Raw genomic sequence first — 18019 nt, forward strand, 5'->3', positions numbered from 1 at the left:
TAAAACAGCTTGTTTAATAAAAATTTAACATTTAGGTTGATTATCTTTGATATTGATGAAAAAACTTTTTTTACTTATTTTTCTTACTATAACTGGTATTAGCTTCTCTCAAAACGATTATTTTTTGGCAGAAGATTATTACAGAGAAGGAGAATATGAAAAAGCGACTCAAATTTTTAAAAATTTATATGCTAAAAATCCCTTTAACACTACTTACTTAACTAGATTAATTTCTTGTTATCAAGAAACCGATAAGTTTAACGAAGTAGAAAAAATTGTTAAAGATGCACTTGATAAAAATCCTGATCAAACATTTTTTTATGTTTATTTAGGTTATAATTATCAAAAACAACAATTACCAGAATTAGCTCAAAAAAACTATACTAAAGCACTAAATTCTATTGATAAAAACAGTTATTACGGTGGATTTATTGGTAGAATTTTTAAAGATTATAATCTTTTAGACAATGCAATTTTAGCGTATGAAAAAACAATGGCTAAAAATGATAAAGCTGATTACAGCTTTAGAATTGGGCAGATTTATGGAGAAAAAGGTGATTTAAAAAAAATGTTTGAATCTTATCTTAACCTGGTAGACAAAAACATAGAAAATTATAATTTAGTTAAAAGGTTTACAAGCAGATATATTACAGATGATACAGAAAATGAAGCAAATATTTTATTTAGAAAAGCACTTTTAAGAAAATCTGCAAGTAACCCAAAAGATGTTTGGAATGTTTTATTGAGTTGGCTTTTTATACAACAGAAAGATTATAACAAAGCTTTTATTCAAGAAAAAGCTTTGTACAAAAGAAATCCTACAAACCTAAATACTATTTTTGATTTAGGAGAAATAGCTTTTGAAAACAAAGATTATAATACTTCAAAAGAGGCTTTTACTTTTATTCTTAAAGAAGAAACCTTACAAACAGAAAAAATTGAAGCGTCTTTATTTCTTGTAAAAATAGCTGTTGCTACTAACAATCCCGAAACAGAAAAATTGTTTTTATCGCTTTTTAATCAATTCGGAAAAAATACATCAACAATAAATATACAAGTTGAATATGCAGATTTTTTAACTTTTAAAAAAGGCAATCCAACCGAAGCTAAATCCGTTTTAGAAGAAGCATTAAACTTTACGAATTCTAAGTTTGATAAAGCAAGAATTAAGCTAAAATTAGGAGATATTTTAGTATTTACAGGGAAATATAACAAAGCATTAATCTATTTTTCTCAAATTCAAACCCAATTAAAAAATCATGAATTAGCACAACAAGCACGTTTTAAAGTTGCACAAACAAGTTATTTTAAAGGAGATTTTACTTGGGCTAAAGCACAATTAAAAATATTAAAAGGTTCTACAACTCAATTAATTGCCAATGACGCGTTAGAATTGTATTTAACCATAACAGATAACGAACCGGTAGACTCTATTCCATCTGGGCTTATTCAATATTCTAAAGCTGCACTATTAGCTTTTCAAAATAAAACACAACAAGCAGTAGACACTCTAAATATTATTAATCAAAACTTTAAAGGGCAACCAATTGAAGATGAAGCACTGTTTGAACAAGCAAAACTTTTTATAAAGCTTAACCAATACGATGCAGCAATTTCTAATTTAGAAAAAGTAATTTTATTAAAACCCGATGGTATTTTAATTGATGATGCTTATTTTGAATTGGCAGAATTATATAATAATCATCTAAATAATCCAGAAAAAGCATCAGAATACTATCAAAAGATTATTTTTGATTATTCTTCTAGTATTTTTTTGGTGGATGCCAGAAAAAAGTATCGAAAAATAAGAGGAGATACAATTTAGCTTTAATGATACTATAACTCTTTACTGTGTAAAATTTACCCAAAAAGAAACAGTTTGGCATACAGTTAAAACAAATCACTAAAAAAGATTACAATGTATATATATAATGTAACAATAAATATCGAAGATTCTTTACATAAAGAATGGTTAACTTGGATGGAAACTCAAATTTTAAACGTATTAAATACGGGGAAATTTACCTCAGCAAAACTTACCGAAGTTCTAGTTAATGAAGAAATGGGTGGTAAAACTTATTCTGTACAATACACCGCAAATACAAGAGAAGATTTAGAAGAGTATTATAAAGAACATGCAGAAACTTTACAACTAAAAAGTCTTAAGAAATTTGGTGATAAAATGTTATCTTTTAGAACCGAATTAAAGTTGATAAAAGAATTTTATCCTACAAACATTAGCAATTAATTATGTTAAACCAAAAGATCTATAAAAACAGAAAAAAATTAATGCTACTTGGCTTTCTATTATTGTTTTTTGGAGCTTTATTAACTTATTTAAAATGGGGAATTGAGCCACAAGAAACCATTGCTGGCCTTCTGTGTGGAATAGGATTGTCTTTAATAATTTTTCCTTTTAGTCTTAAAAACACATAAGATATTTAAACTTAATTTTATTAAATATCTCTATATTTTATAAACACTTTCCATTCATTTTTAAAACAGCTATGCAACCTACTATTCTGCATAATTTACAGTACATTTGTTAAAGAAGGATAAAAACTATCACTGTGACAGTAAAAGCAAAAAAACACTTAGGGCAACATTTTTTAACTGATGAAACTATTGCAAAAAACATTGCTGATGCTTTAACAGAAAATGGGTATGATAATGTTTTGGAAATTGGCCCAGGAATGGGTGTTTTAACAAAATACTTATTACAGAAAAAACCGAAGGTTACTGTTATGGAATTAGACAGAGAATCAGTAAGTTACTTAGAAGATACTTTTCGGTTAGAACATCTAAAATTAGACACTTCTAAAGACCACTTTACCATTTTAGAAGGCGACTTTTTAAAGAAAAATATTCAAGATATTTTTAATAAAAAACAAGTAGCAATTATTGGTAATTTTCCTTACAATATTTCTACACAAATTGTTTTTAAAGCGATAGAAAATAGAGAGTTTGTACCAGAATTTGCAGGCATGTTTCAAAAAGAAGTTGCTATGAGAATTGCAGAAAAAGAAGGAAGTAAAATTTATGGGATACTTTCTGTTTTAACACAAGCTTTTTATGATGTAGAATATCTCTTTACGGTTCCGCCAACTGTTTTTAATCCACCACCAAAAGTAGATTCGGGTGTAATAAGATTAATTAGAAAAGAAAACTATACATTACCTGTTGATGAAAAACTTTTTTTTAGAGTTGTAAAAACCGCATTTAATCAACGTAGAAAAATGTTGCGTTCTAGTTTAAAATCTTTTCAACTTTCTGATGCTTTAAAAGAAGAAGTTATATTTACCAAAAGACCAGAACAATTATCAGTAAATGATTTTATAGAACTGACAAAAAAACTAGCATAAAATGGTATTTGATATCACACCAGAATTTCTAGAAAACTTAACAATACTCATTAATTCTAATGATGACTCCAAAATAAAAAAGATTTTTAAGGAAGTCCATTATGCTGATATTGCCGAAGTTTTACACGAGCTTTCTTTTGATGATGCTATCTATATTATTAAGCTTTTAGACAGTGAAAAAACATCAGAAATTCTTACAGAATTAGATGAAGATATTCGTGAAAAAATTCTTGAAAACCTTTCTGCAAAAGAAATTGCAGAAGAAATTAAAGAAATGGATACCGATGATGCTGCAGACATTATTGGAGAACTATCAGAGGAACGCCAAGAACGTGTAATAAATGCTTTAGAAGATGTTGAGCATGCGGCAGATATAAAAGAATTACTTTCTTATGAAGATGATTCTGCAGGTTCTTTAATGGCAAAAGAACTAGTAAAAGTTTATGAAACTTGGACCGTTGCAGGTTGCTTACGAAGAATTAGAGGACAAGCTAAAGAAGTTACCAGAGTACACTCTATTTATGTTGTAGACAAAGAAGAAAAATTAATTGGACGTCTTTCTTTAAAAGATTTAATTACAGCAAAAAACGAACAAAAAATTGCTGAAATATACATACCTAAAGTAACCTATGTAAATGTTAATGAAGATGATGATGAAGTTGCTAAAGTTATGGCTAAATACGATTTAGAAGCCATACCTGTAGTAGATGATAACCATGTTCTATTAGGAAGAATTACTATTGATGATATTGTAGATTTAATAAAAGACGAAGCTGATAAAGATTACCAAATGGCTGCAGGTTTTTCTCAAGACGTAGAAGTGAATGATACTATTTGGGAGCTTACAAAAGCAAGATTACCTTGGCTAATTTTAGCTCTTTTTGGTGGTTTTGTTTCTGTTTCTGTATTAGGTAGTTTTAATGGTGCTATGGATCGTTTTCCAGAATTATTTTTCTTTACTCCTTTAATTGCTGCAATGGCTGGTAATGTTGGTGTGCAATCTTCTGCAATTATTGTACAAGGTTTGGCTAACGATAGTTTAAAAGGTTCTTTATTTAAAAGATTATTAAAAGAAATAGCACAAGGTTTATTAAACGGTGTGGTATTAGCAGCTTTATTAATGTCTGCAGGAATGTTAGTTTTAGGATTTCCTTTAAATTTAGGAATTACGGTAGCAATATCTCTAATTTCAGTAATAATTATCGCTTCTATTATTGGTACTTTTATTCCGATTATTTTAGATAAACGAGGTGTTGATCCTGCTTTAGCAACGGGGCCATTTATTACTACAAGTAATGATATTTTAGGAATTATAATTTACTTTAGTATTGCAAGATTAGTTTTAGGGTTTTAAAAAAAGCCTAACTAAATTTTCAGTTAGACTTTTTTTCTTTTTCTTCTAATTTTAGACACAACCCTTTCTATGTCTGCAATTGATCCCTTTTTTTTATACTATTAGCAGTAGTATACTACAAATATAAAAGGGTTAAATACTTATACTTTGTTAAAGTCCGTATTTTAAAACGAAGATTTCCGCAAAATGAAATTTTAAAATTTAAAAAGCCTTACTGAAAATATCAGAAAGGCTTTTCTTCTAATCTTTGATTATAAACCTAACTTGGTTTACATCTACAATTAAGTTTTATCGCATTATTGAGGGAAATAATACAATGCTAAATTAATAAACTAAAAAAAATTAGTTTGTAAATAACCGTAATTTAAAACGAAAATTTCCGCAATAAAAAATCAATCTATAACACCTAACTCTTTAGCTTTCAACACCAAATCGGTATTATTATTTGCATTTAAATCTGTTCTTAAATTACTTAATTTTGTTTCTATAGATCTCAATTTTATAAGCGTCCCATCATCTTTTTTAATAATTCCTTCTAAATTTCCTATTTTAGGATGGTTAGGTAATTCTTTTAATATTTGTATTGCTACATCATCCATTTGAATTTGAATGATGTTTCTACGCATTATTTTCTGATGAATTTCGTGTGTATAATAATAGTCATTTGCTAACATTTTTTTTACAGCAAAACCTATTTCTACAGCATCGCATTTACTTTTTAATAAATATGCATTTGGCTTTAAATTACTGATAACATTATAGACTCTATTAGTTTCTGTATGGCCAGTAATAACAGCAATTTTAATATCAAAATCATTATTTTTAATTGCTTTTATTAACTCTTCTCCTCCATCTAAATTGGTTTCTTCCGTAGAATTATCAAAACTTAAATCTGTAAATAATAAATGAAACGGATTATTATTTTGATGCATTTTTATTAATTGAAAAGCATCATCACAATTATTAGTTGTAACTACATCAAAATCACCAACTTCTTTTAAGGAACATAAAATACCTTGTATTACCAATTGATGATCATCAACAACTAAAATTCTTGTTCTAGTTTCCATTTTTAAGAATTTCAATTACAGTTTCGGTTCCTTCATCTAAAATACTATCTATTGTAAATGCACCATTTATTTCCTCTACCCTTTCCTTCATGTTTTTTAATCCAATTCCAGATTTCTTTTCGTTAACATCAAAACCTTTACCATTATCTTTTATCTTTAAAATAAGACTTTTCTTTCTTTCAGAAAATGATACAATAACTTTTGTAGCCTCAGAGTGTTTTTTTGTGTTTTGAATACTTTCTCTTATTGATAAAAATAAGATTCTCTTTATAGAATTGTCAATTGTTTTCCAATTAATATCATCTATTTTTTCTATTAAAACTCTAAATTTAATTTCAAAAAAATCAGAAACTAAATTAATCACTTGATCTTTAAAAGAAACATCATTAAAGCTTTCACTACTTAATTGATGTGATAAATTTCTAACATTTTCTTTAATAATATCTAAACTTTTTGCCTCTTCTAGTTGGCTAGATTTAGATAGTTTTAAATGCAACATTCTAATATCACCAGCAACCTCATCATGCAAAGATTTTGCTATCTGTTTACGTTCTTTCTCTCTTACTTCTACTTGTTTTAACTTAGCGTTAAATAACATTTTTTTTCGTCTATTAAAAACAATACTAACACCAAAAACCATCAACATAATACAAAAACTAGTTATTAACCAACCTATTGTTTTATGTTGTCTTTCTGTTTCTACTTCTAGTTCTTTTCTAATATTTTCTTCTTTTAAATAAATATTTTCAGCCTCTTTTTTTTCTGTTTCGTATCTTACTTTTGCAAATTGATTTTTTAAAAATCGTTCTCTTTTAAAAAGACTATCATTTAAAATATAATGTTCTTCTAAAAATAATCTTCCTTTTTCTCCTTTTATTATTTTAGATAATCTTACAAGGTTCTCTAAAGTATATCTATTATAACTAATACTTTTAGCTACTTCTAGTCCTTTTTTAGCATGATATATTGCTTTTTTAGTATTGTTATTTACATCATAAAATTCTGCTAAATTAGAATGAGTAATAACCAAACCTCTTTTATAATTTCTTTTTTTTCTAGATTCTAAAACTTCTAAATAACCTTTTAAAGCTAATTGATTGTTACCTAAAATTAAGTTATTGTAAGACAAACTACCTAAAGCAGCCTCATATCTATATAAACTTTTAAATTTTAAACTATCTATAGCAAGACTTTTTTTTAAGTATTCTATTGCCTTTTCATAATCTCCTTCTAACTCATAAGTATTACCCAAATGATTGTATAACCTAGCTTTTTCGTATTTTATTACTAAGCCAGGAGTTTTACTTTGAATTTTGAAAAATTTTAAATAATTTTTTCTAGCCTCTTCTTGTCTATCTGTTAGGTATAAAACATTACCTAATCTTTCATATAATAAACCTGTAAAAAAAACTTTACCAAGAGGTTCTTTAAAATCTTTACTTTTAATATTAGGTTCTACAAAACGTAAACCTTCTATAATAGAACTTTCGCTACCTAAATAATCTCTCTCGTCGTACTGAAGTGCAGCCATAGAAAGTAATCTTCTTGCTGCTTCTAAAGAATCTTTTAACTTTACAGAAAGGTTTTTAGATTCATTGTAATAATAAAAGCTACTATCTGGCTTAAATTGAAGTTTATAATAAAGCCCTTTAAAATAAAGGTGTTTTGCTAAAGCAGCTGTATCTTTTGTTCTAAGATAAAATTGTTTTAATTTTTTTTCTGATAAAGTTAAAATAGGCAAATCTTTGGCAAAAAAACTTTTCATACCAAAGTTTATGTATGTATTTTTAAGTAATGTATCTGCCTTTGTTTGTTCTGCTAATAAAAATGCCTTTTTAGGTATATCTTGTTGTTTTGTTTTTACATATTCATTTAATAAAGTAATTGTAGAATCTTTTATTTTACTATAAACTTTATCTTGAGCAGAAACAGTAATATTTGTAGTTAGTAAGAAAAAAAGAATTATTCTTTTCTTATTGTTAAAATAGTTACTTTTTTTAATAAATTCTTTAAATTCCCTACCTTTAATTATCATTTTATAGGTGATTTTCATTTAATTCTAAAAATAGAATTTAATATTGAAAACAAGTTATAATTTTCCCATTTTTTGAAATAAATCCCAAATAACAACACCTGTAGTTACAGAGATATTTAAAGAATGTTTGGTACCCAATTGCGGAATTTCAATACAAAAATCTGAAGCATTTACCACTTCTTGTTGCACACCTTTTACTTCGTTACCCATTACAATAGCATATTTTTCATTTTTCTTCGGATAAAAAGTATCTAATTTTGTAGAATCTACAGCCTGTTCAATAGCCAAAACTTTTACGTTTTCAGCTTTTAATTTTTCTACTAAAGTCAATGTATCTTCTACATATTCCCAAGCTACAGATTCTGTTGCGCCCAAAGCAGTTTTATGAATGTCTTTATTTGGCGGCGTTGCACAAATACCACACAAGTATATTTTTTCAATTAGAAAAGCATCCGAAGTTCTAAAAACAGAACCAATATTATTTAAACTTCTAATGTTGTCTAAAACGACAATTAAAGGCGTTTTTTCTACGGTTTTAAATTCATCAACCGAAATTCTACCTAACTCATTATTTTTTAATTTCCTCATATCTTGTGAATAAGTTCACTGTAAACTGCTACTGATAACTGCTTACTAATTTTTATCTTCGCAAAACTAACTGAAAATTTCTAAAAACTTGGCAAAACCGAAACCAAAAAAGGTAACTCCTTTAATGAAACAATACAATGCAATCAAGAATAAATATCCTGATGCAATGTTACTTTTTAGAGTAGGAGATTTTTACGAAACTTTTGGTGAAGACGCTAAAAAAGCCGCCGGAGTTTTAGGAATTACACTAACAAAACGTGGGGCCGGAAGTGAAACTGAAACTGCTTTGGCTGGTTTTCCGCATCATTCTTTAAATACGTATTTACCAAAGTTAGTAAAAGCAGGAATGCGTGTTGCCATTTGCGATCAGTTAGAAGATCCTAAAATGACCAAAACCATTGTAAAACGTGGTGTTACAGAATTAGTAACTCCAGGAGTTTCTTTAAACGACGAAGTTTTACAAACCAAAACAAACAACTTTTTAGCTGCAGTTCATTTTGATAAAAAACAACTCGGAATTTCGTTCTTAGATGTTTCTACTGGTGAATATTTAGTGGCGCAAGGAAATGCAGAATACATCGATAAATTGTTGCAAAATTTTAGTCCGAGTGAAGTTTTAGTTCAAAAGCAAAACAAACAACAATTTTTAGAACTTTTTGAAAACAGATATTATACGTTTTACTTAGACGATTGGGTTTTTCAAAAAGAATATGCAAACGAAACTTTACACAATCATTTTGAAGTAAAAAGTTTAAAAGGTTTTGGAATTCAGGATGTTAAAAACGGAATTATTGCTGCTGGTGCAGTATTGTATTATTTGTCTGAAACACAACACAATCAACTAAAACACATTCAACATATTAGCAGAATTGCTGAAGATAATTATGTTTGGATGGATCGTTTTACCGTCAGAAATTTAGAGCTTTACAATCCAAATTCTATAAATGCAGTTACACTTTTAGATGTTATTGATAAAACGATTTCTCCAATGGGAGGACGTTTATTAAAACGTTGGTTGGCACTTCCTTTAAAAAATATTGACGAGATTAAAAATCGTCATGAATTGGTAAAGTTTTTTATAGATTCTGATGAATTTTCTCAAACTGTAACCTATCAATTAAAACAAGTTTCAGATATAGAAAGATTAATTTCTAAAGTTGCCACTGGTAAAGCATCTCCAAGAGAAATTGTACTTTTAAAAGATTCTTTAAAAGCAATTTTACCGATAAAAGCATCCGCAGAAAATAGCAAAAATAAAGCGGTAAAAGATTTAGGAAATCAATTACATACTTGCCAAGATTTAATTGAAAAAATTACAACAACTTTATTTGATGAAGCTCCTGTAAACATCAACAAAGGAAATGCAATTGCTACTGGCGTTCATCAAGAATTAGACGATTTACGCGCAATTTCTAACTCCGGAAAAGAATATTTAGATAACATGCTAAAACGTGAAACGGAACGAACTGGAATCTCTAGTTTAAAGATTGCGTTTAACAACGTTTTTGGCTATTATATTGAGGTTAGAAATACACATAAAGACAAAGTTCCAGAAGAATGGATTCGTAAACAAACTTTGGTTTCTGCAGAAAGATATATTACAGAAGAACTAAAAGAATACGAAACTAAAATTTTGGGTGCTGAAGAAAAAATAGCGAAATTAGAGCAAGAGATTTTCTCTAAATTACTACAATATATCATTCAATTTGTACAAAAAGTACAAGAAAATGCGCAAATTATTGCAAAAATTGACTGTTTATTGTCTTTTTCTGTTTTGGCAATTGACAACAATTATGTGCGTCCGATTATGGATGAAAGCACTGATTTAGAAATTAAAAACGGTCGTCATCCTGTTATTGAAAAACAACTACCAATTGATCAAACCTATATTGCAAACGATGTTGTGTTGAATAGAAACCAGCAACAAATAATTATGATTACTGGGCCGAATATGTCTGGTAAATCGGCAATTTTAAGGCAAACAGCATTAATTGTTTTATTAGCACAAATGGGAAGTTATGTTCCTGCACAAAATGCAAAAATTGGAATTGTAGATAAAATTTTTACACGTGTTGGTGCAAGTGATAATATCTCTATGGGAGAATCTACTTTTATGGTAGAAATGAACGAAACAGCATCTATCTTAAATAACGTTTCTGAGCGCAGTTTAATTCTTTTAGATGAAATTGGTAGAGGAACGTCTACTTATGACGGAATTTCGATTGCATGGGCAATTTCAGAGTTCTTACACGAGCATCCAACCAAAGCCAAAACATTATTTGCTACGCATTATCATGAATTAAATGAAATGACTACCAGTTTTGAGCGCATTAAAAACTTTAATGTGTCTGTAAAAGAGTTAGAAAACACCATTATTTTCTTGCGTAAATTAATTCCTGGTGGTTCAGATCATAGTTTTGGTATTCATGTTGCAAAATTAGCTGGAATGCCAAATATGGTAATTCATAGAGCGAATAAAATTTTGGCCAAACTAGAAAAAAATAACAAAAGTGCCGAAGTTAAAGATGTTTTAAAACAAGAACAAAATGAAGAAATACAATTGAGCTTTTTTCAGTTAGATGATCCTTTGTTAGAAAATATTAAAGAAGAAATTTTAGCTACTAACATTGATACTTTAACACCTATTGAAGCATTGATGAAATTGAATGAAATTAAGCGAATGCTAATTAAAAAATAATGGTAAATAATTTAGAACAAGGTTTTTTCGGTATCGGAATTCAGAATGGAAAAACACCTGAAAACTTAGGAGTTCTTTGGCGTTCTGCACAAAATATGGGTGCAAGTTTTATTTTTACCATTGGCAATCGTTATGCAAAACAAGCTTGCGATACGCATAAAGCAACTGGTGCTATGCCTTATTTTCATTACGAAACTTTCGATGATTTCTTTAATAACTTACCCAAAGGTGCTATGTTAGTTGGTGTAGAGTTAGATGAAAAAGCGGTACAATTAGAAACCTTTACACATCCAAGACGTTGCGTTTATTTGTTAGGTGCAGAAGATCATGGAATGTCTAAATTAGCTATTGAAAAATCGCATCATTTAGTGAAATTTAAATCTGAATTAAGCTTAAACGTTTCTGTAGCAGGAAGTATTATTATGTACGATAGACAAGCGAAGTTTAATTTTAAAGTGGATTAAACCTCAACGAATTCTATAAAATAGGATCCTTTTTATTTCTTGGATCTTGCTTTAATAATTGAGTCATACTTGCATATAATTTTGGTTCATTTTTTTCAAAATGTGCTGCTTGTTCAAAAAATGTTTCTAAAGAAACTGAAAAAAACTCGATAAGATTAGTGCCTGCGTAATCTCTTAAAACTTTATTTTCTTTCGCTTTTACTTTTTTGAATTTAGTTTCTGCATGATTTTTCCAATTTTCAAAATCTCTATTATTAAATATTTTAGAAAAATAAGATCTTGTGTGATTCTCAAAAATTAAACAATGTCCAAATTCATGAATAGATAAATTAAGTGCATCATCCGTAATTTTAAAACCTTTTTCTATCGCTGGCCAAGACATATTTACCTTTTTAGTTGCAATATTTACATCACCTTTAAAAACTGCTTTATTATTCTTATAAGAGTAAGCACTTGGTGCAACAAATACATCATTAAACTTCTTTAAAGTATCTGTTTTTAGTCCAAATGTAATTTGAACAAAAGCACTTGAAATAATAATCTTCATTTTTTTATTTACCAAAAAACCAGGTTCTGAACTGAAATTTGTGGTAGAAATAAATAACAATGTTCTTAATTGAAAATTGGCTTTGTGAACATCAGATAGGTTTCTGTAATATGAATTTGATTTCAATAAAACCTGATGACATTCAAGTTTAGATTTTTTTCTAAAAAGAGGAGCTAATATTTTATACTTTATTTTCAAATTTAACTTTTATAAAATACTAATAATTTTCTCTTAACTCTTCAAAAACAGTTTGCATTTTCTTTTTTACATCAGAATTAGAATGCATATAATGATTATTCATATAGCTAAAAATTAAAACTTTGCCAGAGTTTGTAATTAAATATCCGCTTAAATTATAATTGTTACCCAAAGTACCCGATTTTGCGTGAATATATGGTGTTGGGTTTCCTGCGTACCAATTTTTTAAAGTACCAGATTTGCCACCAATAGGAAAAAATTGAAATAATCTTTCTTCGGGTATTTTTTGGTACATTTTAGTCAATACTTCAACAAAAGAATTTGGTGTAAATAAGTTATATCTACTCAACCCAGAACCATCTACCCAACGTGGTTTTTGTTCTAAATCTTTTAATTGATTCTCTAACACAAATTTTTTGGCAGAAGTAGTATTTAAAGTATCAGAAATTGTGGATGCTGCCAAAATTAAAATCTGTTCTGCTAAAAAATTATCACTTACTTCCATCATCCTTTTGTACAAAGTATCCGTAGGGATACTATATTCAATTGTACTAGGTTTTAAAGGCGTTTTATAAATGATGTCAACTTTATTAGGCAAAATATCATTCCAAAGATTACTGATTAATTTACTATCTATAATCATCGGAATTTCGGTTTCTTTAGTTCGGTTTTTATCAAAATAAAAACTATTAGAAAGTTCTTTTCTTCCATATCCTTTTTCTGTAATTTTTAAGTCTTTTTTAAAGAAGTTCGGTGCTATATTTATAGAATCTTTATTTTCGATTGCTAGTACATTTCCGTACATAGGAAAAGCACTTCTTTCTGGACTAAAATAGCTATCAAAATCTTCCCAAGCCCAACCAGGTCCATAGCGTTTATCAACAATATTATTCATTAAAATATTTACTTTTTTATATTTTCTTACCATTTTTAAAGCTGTACTATCTTTAAAAAATGGATGTAAAAAAGTAGGATCTCCTGTACCTTGTATCGTAATTGTATCTTTATCTACAGCATATTTAAAAGCCGGAATAGAATCTGGCAACATAGTTAAACCTGTAAAAAGTGTAAATATTTTGGTGTTACTTGCTGGTGTAAAGTATTTGTTTCCATTGTAGTTATATAAAACTTTATCTGCCTCTACATCATAAATATAAATGCCTGTAAATTGATTATCAAAAAAAGAAGTGTTTATTTTTCTATCAATATTTCTAGTAATTTTAGCTGTTTTACAACTTATTAAAAAAACAAGTAATAATTGAAAAATGAGTACTTTTTTAAGCATACGTTAACTTTTTTAATAATTATAATTTCTAAATTACAAATAATTTAATTTGTGAACTTTATATCTTGAATAAATATTTACCTTTGTAATTGTATGAGCACAACTTTTTTATTTATTAGTGGTCCAGAAATTATGGTTATCATGTTAATTGTGGTAATGCTTTTTGGTGCAGATAAGATTCCTGAAATTGCTAAAGGTTTAGGTAAAGGTATGCGTCAAATTAAAGATGCTACAAATGACATTAAAAAAGAAATTAACGATAGCGCTACTAAAAACGGAATTGATACAGACCTTACTAAAGATATTAACAAACAAATTTCTGAAGTAAAAGATAATATTGATGATCTTACAGGTCCTATAAAACGTAATAGATAATAAGTAATCGTTTATTTTTTTATCCCTTATTTTCTAAACTTATTTTACTCTACTTATTGTTAAGCCATCTCTAATTGGCAATAAAACAGTTTCTATTCTATCATCAGAATTTAATAATTTATTATATTCTAAAAGTATTTTTGTGTCTTTATCTTTTGGATCTAATTTTTCTACTACTTTTCCGCTCCATAAAACATTATCGGATAAAATAATTCCACCAGAATTCATTTTATTAATAATTAAATGAAAATAATTAATGTAGTTAGATTTATCTGCATCTATAAACACCAAATCGAATTTTCTATCAATAGTTGGTATAATTTCTAGAGCATTACCCACATATTGTTCTATTTGATTTCTAAAACCAGATTTTTCAAAGTATTTATTTTGTAGAGTTTCTAGTTCTTCGTTTTTATCAATAGTTATAATTTTTCCTTCGGATGATAAACCTTCTGCCAAACACAGTGCAGAATAACCTGTGTAAGTACCAATTTCTAAAATGTTTTTTGGTTGAATTAATTTGGTTATCATAGATAAAATTCGTCCTTGAAAAGCACCACTTAACATTCTTGGGTTAAGTACTTTTTGCCAAGTTTCTCTACTTAATTCTTGTAAAATTTTTGGTTCTTCTTGAGAGTGATTTACAGCGTAATTATCTATATTTTCTGGTAAAAAATGCATTTTTTATTTGGTTGTGCGCAGACAAAACCTTTTTAAATTTCTATAAAAACTCTCAACTGCGCTCGAGAGTAGAGGAATATCAAAAATACAAAAAAACGGAATCTATATTTCTATAAATTCCGTTTCAATCTAACAAAAAATCAAAAAAATGTGATTTTACAAAATCACTAAAAAATCTTTATACTTTTATATTTTGTAATTCTTTTTTTAAAACTTCTTTTTCTTCTGTACTCAAACAAGATTTTAATTCTTTACAACTTTTAGCATGCCCTTTATATATCTTAGTCAACGTCATGTTTTGTTTAGTGTATTTAAAACAAATTTTACATGTTATAAAATGAATATTCAGTTTTAATTTTTCTAATAATGTTGCTTCTCCATATTGATTTTTATCACATATGGTAGTTGCTTCGTCGCAAGTAAGTTTTAATCTTTTAAACATTTTCTAAATATTAAACCAATTATCTTCCATACACTTTCTAAGTTGTGTTCTTGCTCTGTGTATGATAACCCATAGATTTGACGCTGTAATATCTAACTCCTTACAAATTTCTTCAGTTTCAAACTCTTGTATGGTTTTCATTCTAAATACCATGCCATATTTTTCTGGCAAACCATCTATACAGGATTCTAACTGACTTTTTAACTCTTCATTTTCAATTGATTTTTCCGATTGATTATCCCAACTTTGTGGTACTCTTTCTTCTAACCAATTTCCTTCATTTTCTCCTTCATCATAAAAATTCATTCTAACTTCAGCTTTCCCTTTTTTAGAATTTATTTTTCTGTAATGATCTATAATTTTTCTTTTTAAAATAGAAACTAACCAAGTTCTTTCTGTTGATTTTCCTTGAAAATTCTTAGCAGATTTTAATCCTGCAAAAAATGTATCTTGTACCAAATCTTTTGCCAAATCACTATTATTAACACGAACAACAGCATAATTATACATATAATCTGCGTAATTATCAATCCATTTGTCTGTATTTAATACAATTTGCTCTTCCATCATACTCAATAATAAAAACCAAATATAACGTTATTTTTTATTCTTTATTACTCAGCTTATAGTCTTACAACTATTATAATTGATAAATATTACAAACATGGCTTAGAAAAAGGCCAATTTCTCTTAATATTTACAAGTATTACAATTTTTAAGACTAAATATTTTTAAATAAATAATTTATTATTCTTAATTTAAGATTAACTAAATATATACCTCTAAAATATTTAAGGATAATCCGTACATTTACACCCACAAAAAAACATAAAAAAATATGTCAGCAGCAAAGAAAGAATACAAAAAGGTTACCGTAAAATCTCTTGTGGATATGAAGAAAAATGGAGAAAAAATCTCCATGTTAACTGCTTACGATTTTACGATGGCAAAAATATTAGATGGTGCTGGTATAGACGTTCTTTTAGTTGGTGATTCTGCTTCTAACGTTATGGCGGGGCATGAAACTACTTTGCCAATTACTTTAGATCAAATGATTTATCATGCAAGTTCTGTTGTAAGAGCAATTAGTAGATGTTTAGTTGTGGTAGATTTACCTTTTGGTAGTTATCAATCGGATCCTAAAGAAGCGCTACGTTCTGCAATTAGAATTATGAAAGAATCTGGCGGACATTCTATAAAATTAGAAGGTGGTAAAGAAGTTAAAGAATCTATTAAACGTATTTTAAATGCAGGAATCCCTGTTATGGGACATTTAGGTTTAACACCACAATCTATTTATAAATTTGGAACTTATACTGTTAGAGCAAAAGAAGAAGAAGAAGCAGAAAAATTAATGGAAGATGCTTTAATGTTAGAGCGTTTAGGTTGTTTCGCGCTAGTTTTAGAAAAAGTACCTGCTAAATTAGCACAAAAAGTAGCTGAAGCAATTTCGATTCCGGTAATAGGAATTGGTGCTGGAAATGGTGTTGACGGACAAGTTTTAGTAACCCATGATATGATTGGAATGACACACGAATTTCATCCACGTTTTTTACGTAGATATCTAGATTTATATAAGGATATGACGGGGGCTTTTGAAACTTATATTGAAGATGTAAAAAGTGGCGATTTCCCTAATGAGAAAGAACAGTATTAAAACTCATTCTAGTCTTTCTGTAGGGAAAGAATAAAGTTTATCAAATGAGTTTATTTGAAAAAATAAAGTTTACTTTTTATATTTTATTTACACTTTCGTTATTTTACTCATACGTATTTGTTCTAAAAAAATATGTCAGAAACTTTATCTAAAAAATTAATGAAAATCTTTTACCCTTATTTGATTTAGTTTTAAAAGTTTTTAGCTTTATGGTGTATTTCATTTTACCATTAATGGCGCTATTTTTATTAATTACAAAATGGGTTAGCTAAATTTTTATTCTAACTCTAATTGTTTAAATATTTATAATTTGAAAATTCTACATTTAGATACGAATCACCCACTTTTAATAAATCAATTAAATAGTTTAGGTTTTACAAATGATGAAGATTATACATCTACTAAACCAGAAATTGAAGCCAAAATTCATTTGTATGATGGATTTATCATTAGAAGTCGTTTTAAAATTGATAAAGCTTTTTTAGACAAAGCCATAAACCTAAAATTTATTGGACGTGTTGGTGCAGGATTAGAAAATATTGATTGTGATTACGCAGTATCAAAAAACATAAAACTAATTGCTGCTCCAGAAGGAAATAGAAATGCTGTTGGAGAACATTCTTTAGGAATGTTATTATCACTTTTTAATAAATTAAATAAAGCAGATAACGAAGTTAGAAACGGAAAATGGTTACGTGAAGAAAACCGCGGAATTGAACTTGACGGAAGAACTATTGGTTTAATTGGTTATGGAAATATGGGAAAATCATTCGCTAAAAAGTTACGTGGTTTTAATGTTGAAGTTTTATGTTACGATTTAAAACCAAATATTGGTGATGCTAATTGCAAACAAGTTTCTTTAGCTGAATTACAAGAAAAAGCAGATGTTTTAAGTTTACATACGCCACAAACAGAATTAACAAAAAACATGATAAGCACAGGTTTTATCAACAATTTTAAAAAGAATTTTTGGTTGATAAATACTGCACGTGGAACATCTGTAGTTACCAAAGATTTAGTTACTGCTTTAAGAAGTGGTAAAATTTTAGGAGCTGGTTTAGATGTTTTAGAGTACGAAAAATCTTCTTTCGAAAACTTATTTTCCGATCATAAAATGCCAGAAGCTTTTCAATATTTAATCAATTCAGAAAATGTTTTATTAAGTCCGCATGTTGCAGGTTGGACCATTGAAAGTAAAGCAAGACTTGCACAAACAATTGTAGATAAAATTAAGGCAAATTTTTGCTAACTTGTAGATATCAA

At 28.0% G+C, this 18019-nt stretch carries 18 protein-coding genes; 10 read left to right on the forward strand and 8 right to left on the reverse strand.

All coding sequences use genetic code 11. The features are described from left to right. The first annotated feature begins 55 nt into the window (after window positions 1-55). The 5 genes from ACJJVY_RS14600 to mgtE all read left to right on the forward strand — a co-directional run bounded on the left by ACJJVY_RS14600 (window position 56) and on the right by mgtE (window position 4716). On the forward strand, window positions 56-1825 hold the full coding sequence (locus tag ACJJVY_RS14600) for a tetratricopeptide repeat protein (RefSeq protein WP_405610350.1): 1770 nt from the start codon (window positions 56-58) through the stop codon (window positions 1823-1825). Between the two features lie 93 nt (window positions 1826-1918). Continuing rightward, window positions 1919-2248: a DUF4286 family protein gene (locus ACJJVY_RS14605; protein ID WP_405610353.1), complete on the forward strand. Its 330-nt coding sequence runs from the start codon at window positions 1919-1921 to the stop codon at window positions 2246-2248. 2 nt (window positions 2249-2250) lie between these two features. Then, window positions 2251-2436 carry a hypothetical protein gene (locus ACJJVY_RS14610; RefSeq protein ID WP_405610356.1) on the forward strand — a complete coding sequence of 62 codons (186 nt, stop codon included), beginning with the start codon at window positions 2251-2253 and terminating at the stop codon, window positions 2434-2436. Between the two features lie 134 nt (window positions 2437-2570). After that, a complete protein-coding gene (gene rsmA / locus ACJJVY_RS14615) occupies window positions 2571-3362 on the forward strand; it encodes a 16S rRNA (adenine(1518)-N(6)/adenine(1519)-N(6))-dimethyltransferase RsmA (protein ID WP_405610359.1) in 792 nt (263 codons plus the stop codon). 1 nt (window position 3363) lies between these two features. After that, a complete protein-coding gene (gene mgtE / locus ACJJVY_RS14620; protein ID WP_405610362.1) occupies window positions 3364-4716 on the forward strand; it encodes a magnesium transporter in 1353 nt (450 codons plus the stop codon). 392 nt (window positions 4717-5108) lie between these two features. Here mgtE and ACJJVY_RS14625 read toward each other — a convergent pair whose 3' ends face one another. The 3 genes from ACJJVY_RS14625 to ACJJVY_RS14635 are packed head-to-tail and all read right to left on the reverse strand — an operon-like array spanning window position 5109 to window position 8409. Then, entirely contained in the window at window positions 5109-5786 is a 678-nt protein-coding gene (locus ACJJVY_RS14625; RefSeq protein WP_405610365.1) for a response regulator transcription factor, read from the reverse strand. After that, on the reverse strand, window positions 5776-7821 hold the full coding sequence (locus ACJJVY_RS14630) for a tetratricopeptide repeat protein (RefSeq protein ID WP_405610368.1): 2046 nt from the start codon (window positions 7819-7821) through the stop codon (window positions 5776-5778). Before ACJJVY_RS14630 ends, ACJJVY_RS14625 begins: the two co-directional genes overlap by 11 nt. A gap of 54 nt (window positions 7822-7875) precedes the next feature. Next, entirely contained in the window at window positions 7876-8409 is a 534-nt protein-coding gene (locus ACJJVY_RS14635) for an RNA methyltransferase (protein ID WP_405610371.1), read from the reverse strand. An 88-nt stretch (window positions 8410-8497) separates the two neighbouring features. Between ACJJVY_RS14635 and mutS the strand changes: the two genes are divergently transcribed. Then, a complete protein-coding gene (mutS, locus tag ACJJVY_RS14640; protein ID WP_405610374.1) occupies window positions 8498-11107 on the forward strand; it encodes a DNA mismatch repair protein MutS in 2610 nt (869 codons plus the stop codon). Then, complete coding sequence (locus tag ACJJVY_RS14645) at window positions 11107-11571, forward strand: RNA methyltransferase (RefSeq protein WP_405610377.1); 465 nt, start codon at window positions 11107-11109, stop codon at window positions 11569-11571. The genes mutS and ACJJVY_RS14645 overlap by 1 nt, the downstream gene beginning before the upstream one ends. A gap of 13 nt (window positions 11572-11584) precedes the next feature. On the opposite strand, the gene ACJJVY_RS14650 is transcribed toward ACJJVY_RS14645, so the two are convergent. Together ACJJVY_RS14650 and ACJJVY_RS14655 are read right to left on the reverse strand one after the other, a co-directional pair. Continuing rightward, a complete protein-coding gene (locus tag ACJJVY_RS14650) occupies window positions 11585-12316 on the reverse strand; it encodes a zinc-dependent peptidase (protein ID WP_405610380.1) in 732 nt (243 codons plus the stop codon). A gap of 19 nt (window positions 12317-12335) precedes the next feature. After that, a complete protein-coding gene (locus ACJJVY_RS14655; protein ID WP_405610383.1) occupies window positions 12336-13601 on the reverse strand; it encodes a D-alanyl-D-alanine carboxypeptidase/D-alanyl-D-alanine-endopeptidase in 1266 nt (421 codons plus the stop codon). Between the two features lie 93 nt (window positions 13602-13694). Between ACJJVY_RS14655 and ACJJVY_RS14660 the strand changes: the two genes are divergently transcribed. Next, window positions 13695-13976 (forward strand): twin-arginine translocase TatA/TatE family subunit, encoded by a 282-nt coding sequence (locus tag ACJJVY_RS14660; protein WP_405610386.1) that lies wholly within the window; start codon window positions 13695-13697, stop codon window positions 13974-13976. Between the two features lie 39 nt (window positions 13977-14015). On the opposite strand, the gene ACJJVY_RS14665 is transcribed toward ACJJVY_RS14660, so the two are convergent. From ACJJVY_RS14665 to ACJJVY_RS14675, 3 genes are all read right to left on the reverse strand, one after another. After that, entirely contained in the window at window positions 14016-14657 is a 642-nt protein-coding gene (locus ACJJVY_RS14665) for an O-methyltransferase (protein ID WP_405610389.1), read from the reverse strand. Window positions 14658-14835: 178 nt separating this feature from the next. Continuing rightward, window positions 14836-15099, reverse strand: a complete 264-nt coding sequence (locus ACJJVY_RS14670; RefSeq protein WP_405610391.1) for a hypothetical protein — start codon at window positions 15097-15099, stop codon at window positions 14836-14838. Window positions 15100-15102: 3 nt separating this feature from the next. After that, the gene (locus tag ACJJVY_RS14675) at window positions 15103-15669 is read right to left on the reverse strand and encodes a sigma-70 family RNA polymerase sigma factor (RefSeq protein ID WP_405610394.1); all 567 of its coding nucleotides are present in this window, start codon (window positions 15667-15669) and stop codon (window positions 15103-15105) included. A 268-nt stretch (window positions 15670-15937) separates the two neighbouring features. On the opposite strand from ACJJVY_RS14675, the gene panB reads away from it, so the two are divergent. Continuing rightward, window positions 15938-16756: a 3-methyl-2-oxobutanoate hydroxymethyltransferase gene (panB, locus tag ACJJVY_RS14680; protein ID WP_405610397.1), complete on the forward strand. Its 819-nt coding sequence runs from the start codon at window positions 15938-15940 to the stop codon at window positions 16754-16756. 310 nt (window positions 16757-17066) lie between these two features. Next, window positions 17067-18005 (forward strand): 2-hydroxyacid dehydrogenase, encoded by a 939-nt coding sequence (locus tag ACJJVY_RS14685; protein WP_405610400.1) that lies wholly within the window; start codon window positions 17067-17069, stop codon window positions 18003-18005. Window positions 18006-18019: the final 14 nt, after the last annotated feature.

The sequence above is a fragment of the Polaribacter sp. Asnod1-A03 genome (genome assembly GCF_045063585.1).
In the GTDB taxonomy this organism is placed as follows: domain Bacteria; phylum Bacteroidota; class Bacteroidia; order Flavobacteriales; family Flavobacteriaceae; genus Polaribacter.

Coding starts and splice junctions, on each gene's coding strand:
- ACJJVY_RS14600 (WP_405610350.1), top strand. CDS start 56: ATGAAAAAACTTTTTTTACTTATTTTTCTTACTATAACTGGTATTAGC.
- ACJJVY_RS14605 (WP_405610353.1), top strand. CDS start 1,919: ATGTATATATATAATGTAACAATAAATATCGAAGATTCTTTACATAAA.
- ACJJVY_RS14610 (WP_405610356.1), top strand. CDS start 2,251: ATGTTAAACCAAAAGATCTATAAAAACAGAAAAAAATTAATGCTACTT.
- mgtE (WP_405610362.1), top strand. CDS start 3,364: ATGGTATTTGATATCACACCAGAATTTCTAGAAAACTTAACAATACTC.
- ACJJVY_RS14625 (WP_405610365.1), bottom strand. CDS start 5,786: ATGGAAACTAGAACAAGAATTTTAGTTGTTGATGATCATCAATTGGTA.
- ACJJVY_RS14630 (WP_405610368.1), bottom strand. CDS start 7,821: ATGATAATTAAAGGTAGGGAATTTAAAGAATTTATTAAAAAAAGTAAC.
- ACJJVY_RS14635 (WP_405610371.1), bottom strand. CDS start 8,409: ATGAGGAAATTAAAAAATAATGAGTTAGGTAGAATTTCGGTTGATGAA.
- ACJJVY_RS14645 (WP_405610377.1), top strand. CDS start 11,107: ATGGTAAATAATTTAGAACAAGGTTTTTTCGGTATCGGAATTCAGAAT.
- ACJJVY_RS14655 (WP_405610383.1), bottom strand. CDS start 13,601: ATGCTTAAAAAAGTACTCATTTTTCAATTATTACTTGTTTTTTTAATA.
- ACJJVY_RS14660 (WP_405610386.1), top strand. CDS start 13,695: ATGAGCACAACTTTTTTATTTATTAGTGGTCCAGAAATTATGGTTATC.
- ACJJVY_RS14665 (WP_405610389.1), bottom strand. CDS start 14,657: ATGCATTTTTTACCAGAAAATATAGATAATTACGCTGTAAATCACTCT.
- ACJJVY_RS14670 (WP_405610391.1), bottom strand. CDS start 15,099: ATGTTTAAAAGATTAAAACTTACTTGCGACGAAGCAACTACCATATGT.
- ACJJVY_RS14675 (WP_405610394.1), bottom strand. CDS start 15,669: ATGATGGAAGAGCAAATTGTATTAAATACAGACAAATGGATTGATAAT.
- panB (WP_405610397.1), top strand. CDS start 15,938: ATGTCAGCAGCAAAGAAAGAATACAAAAAGGTTACCGTAAAATCTCTT.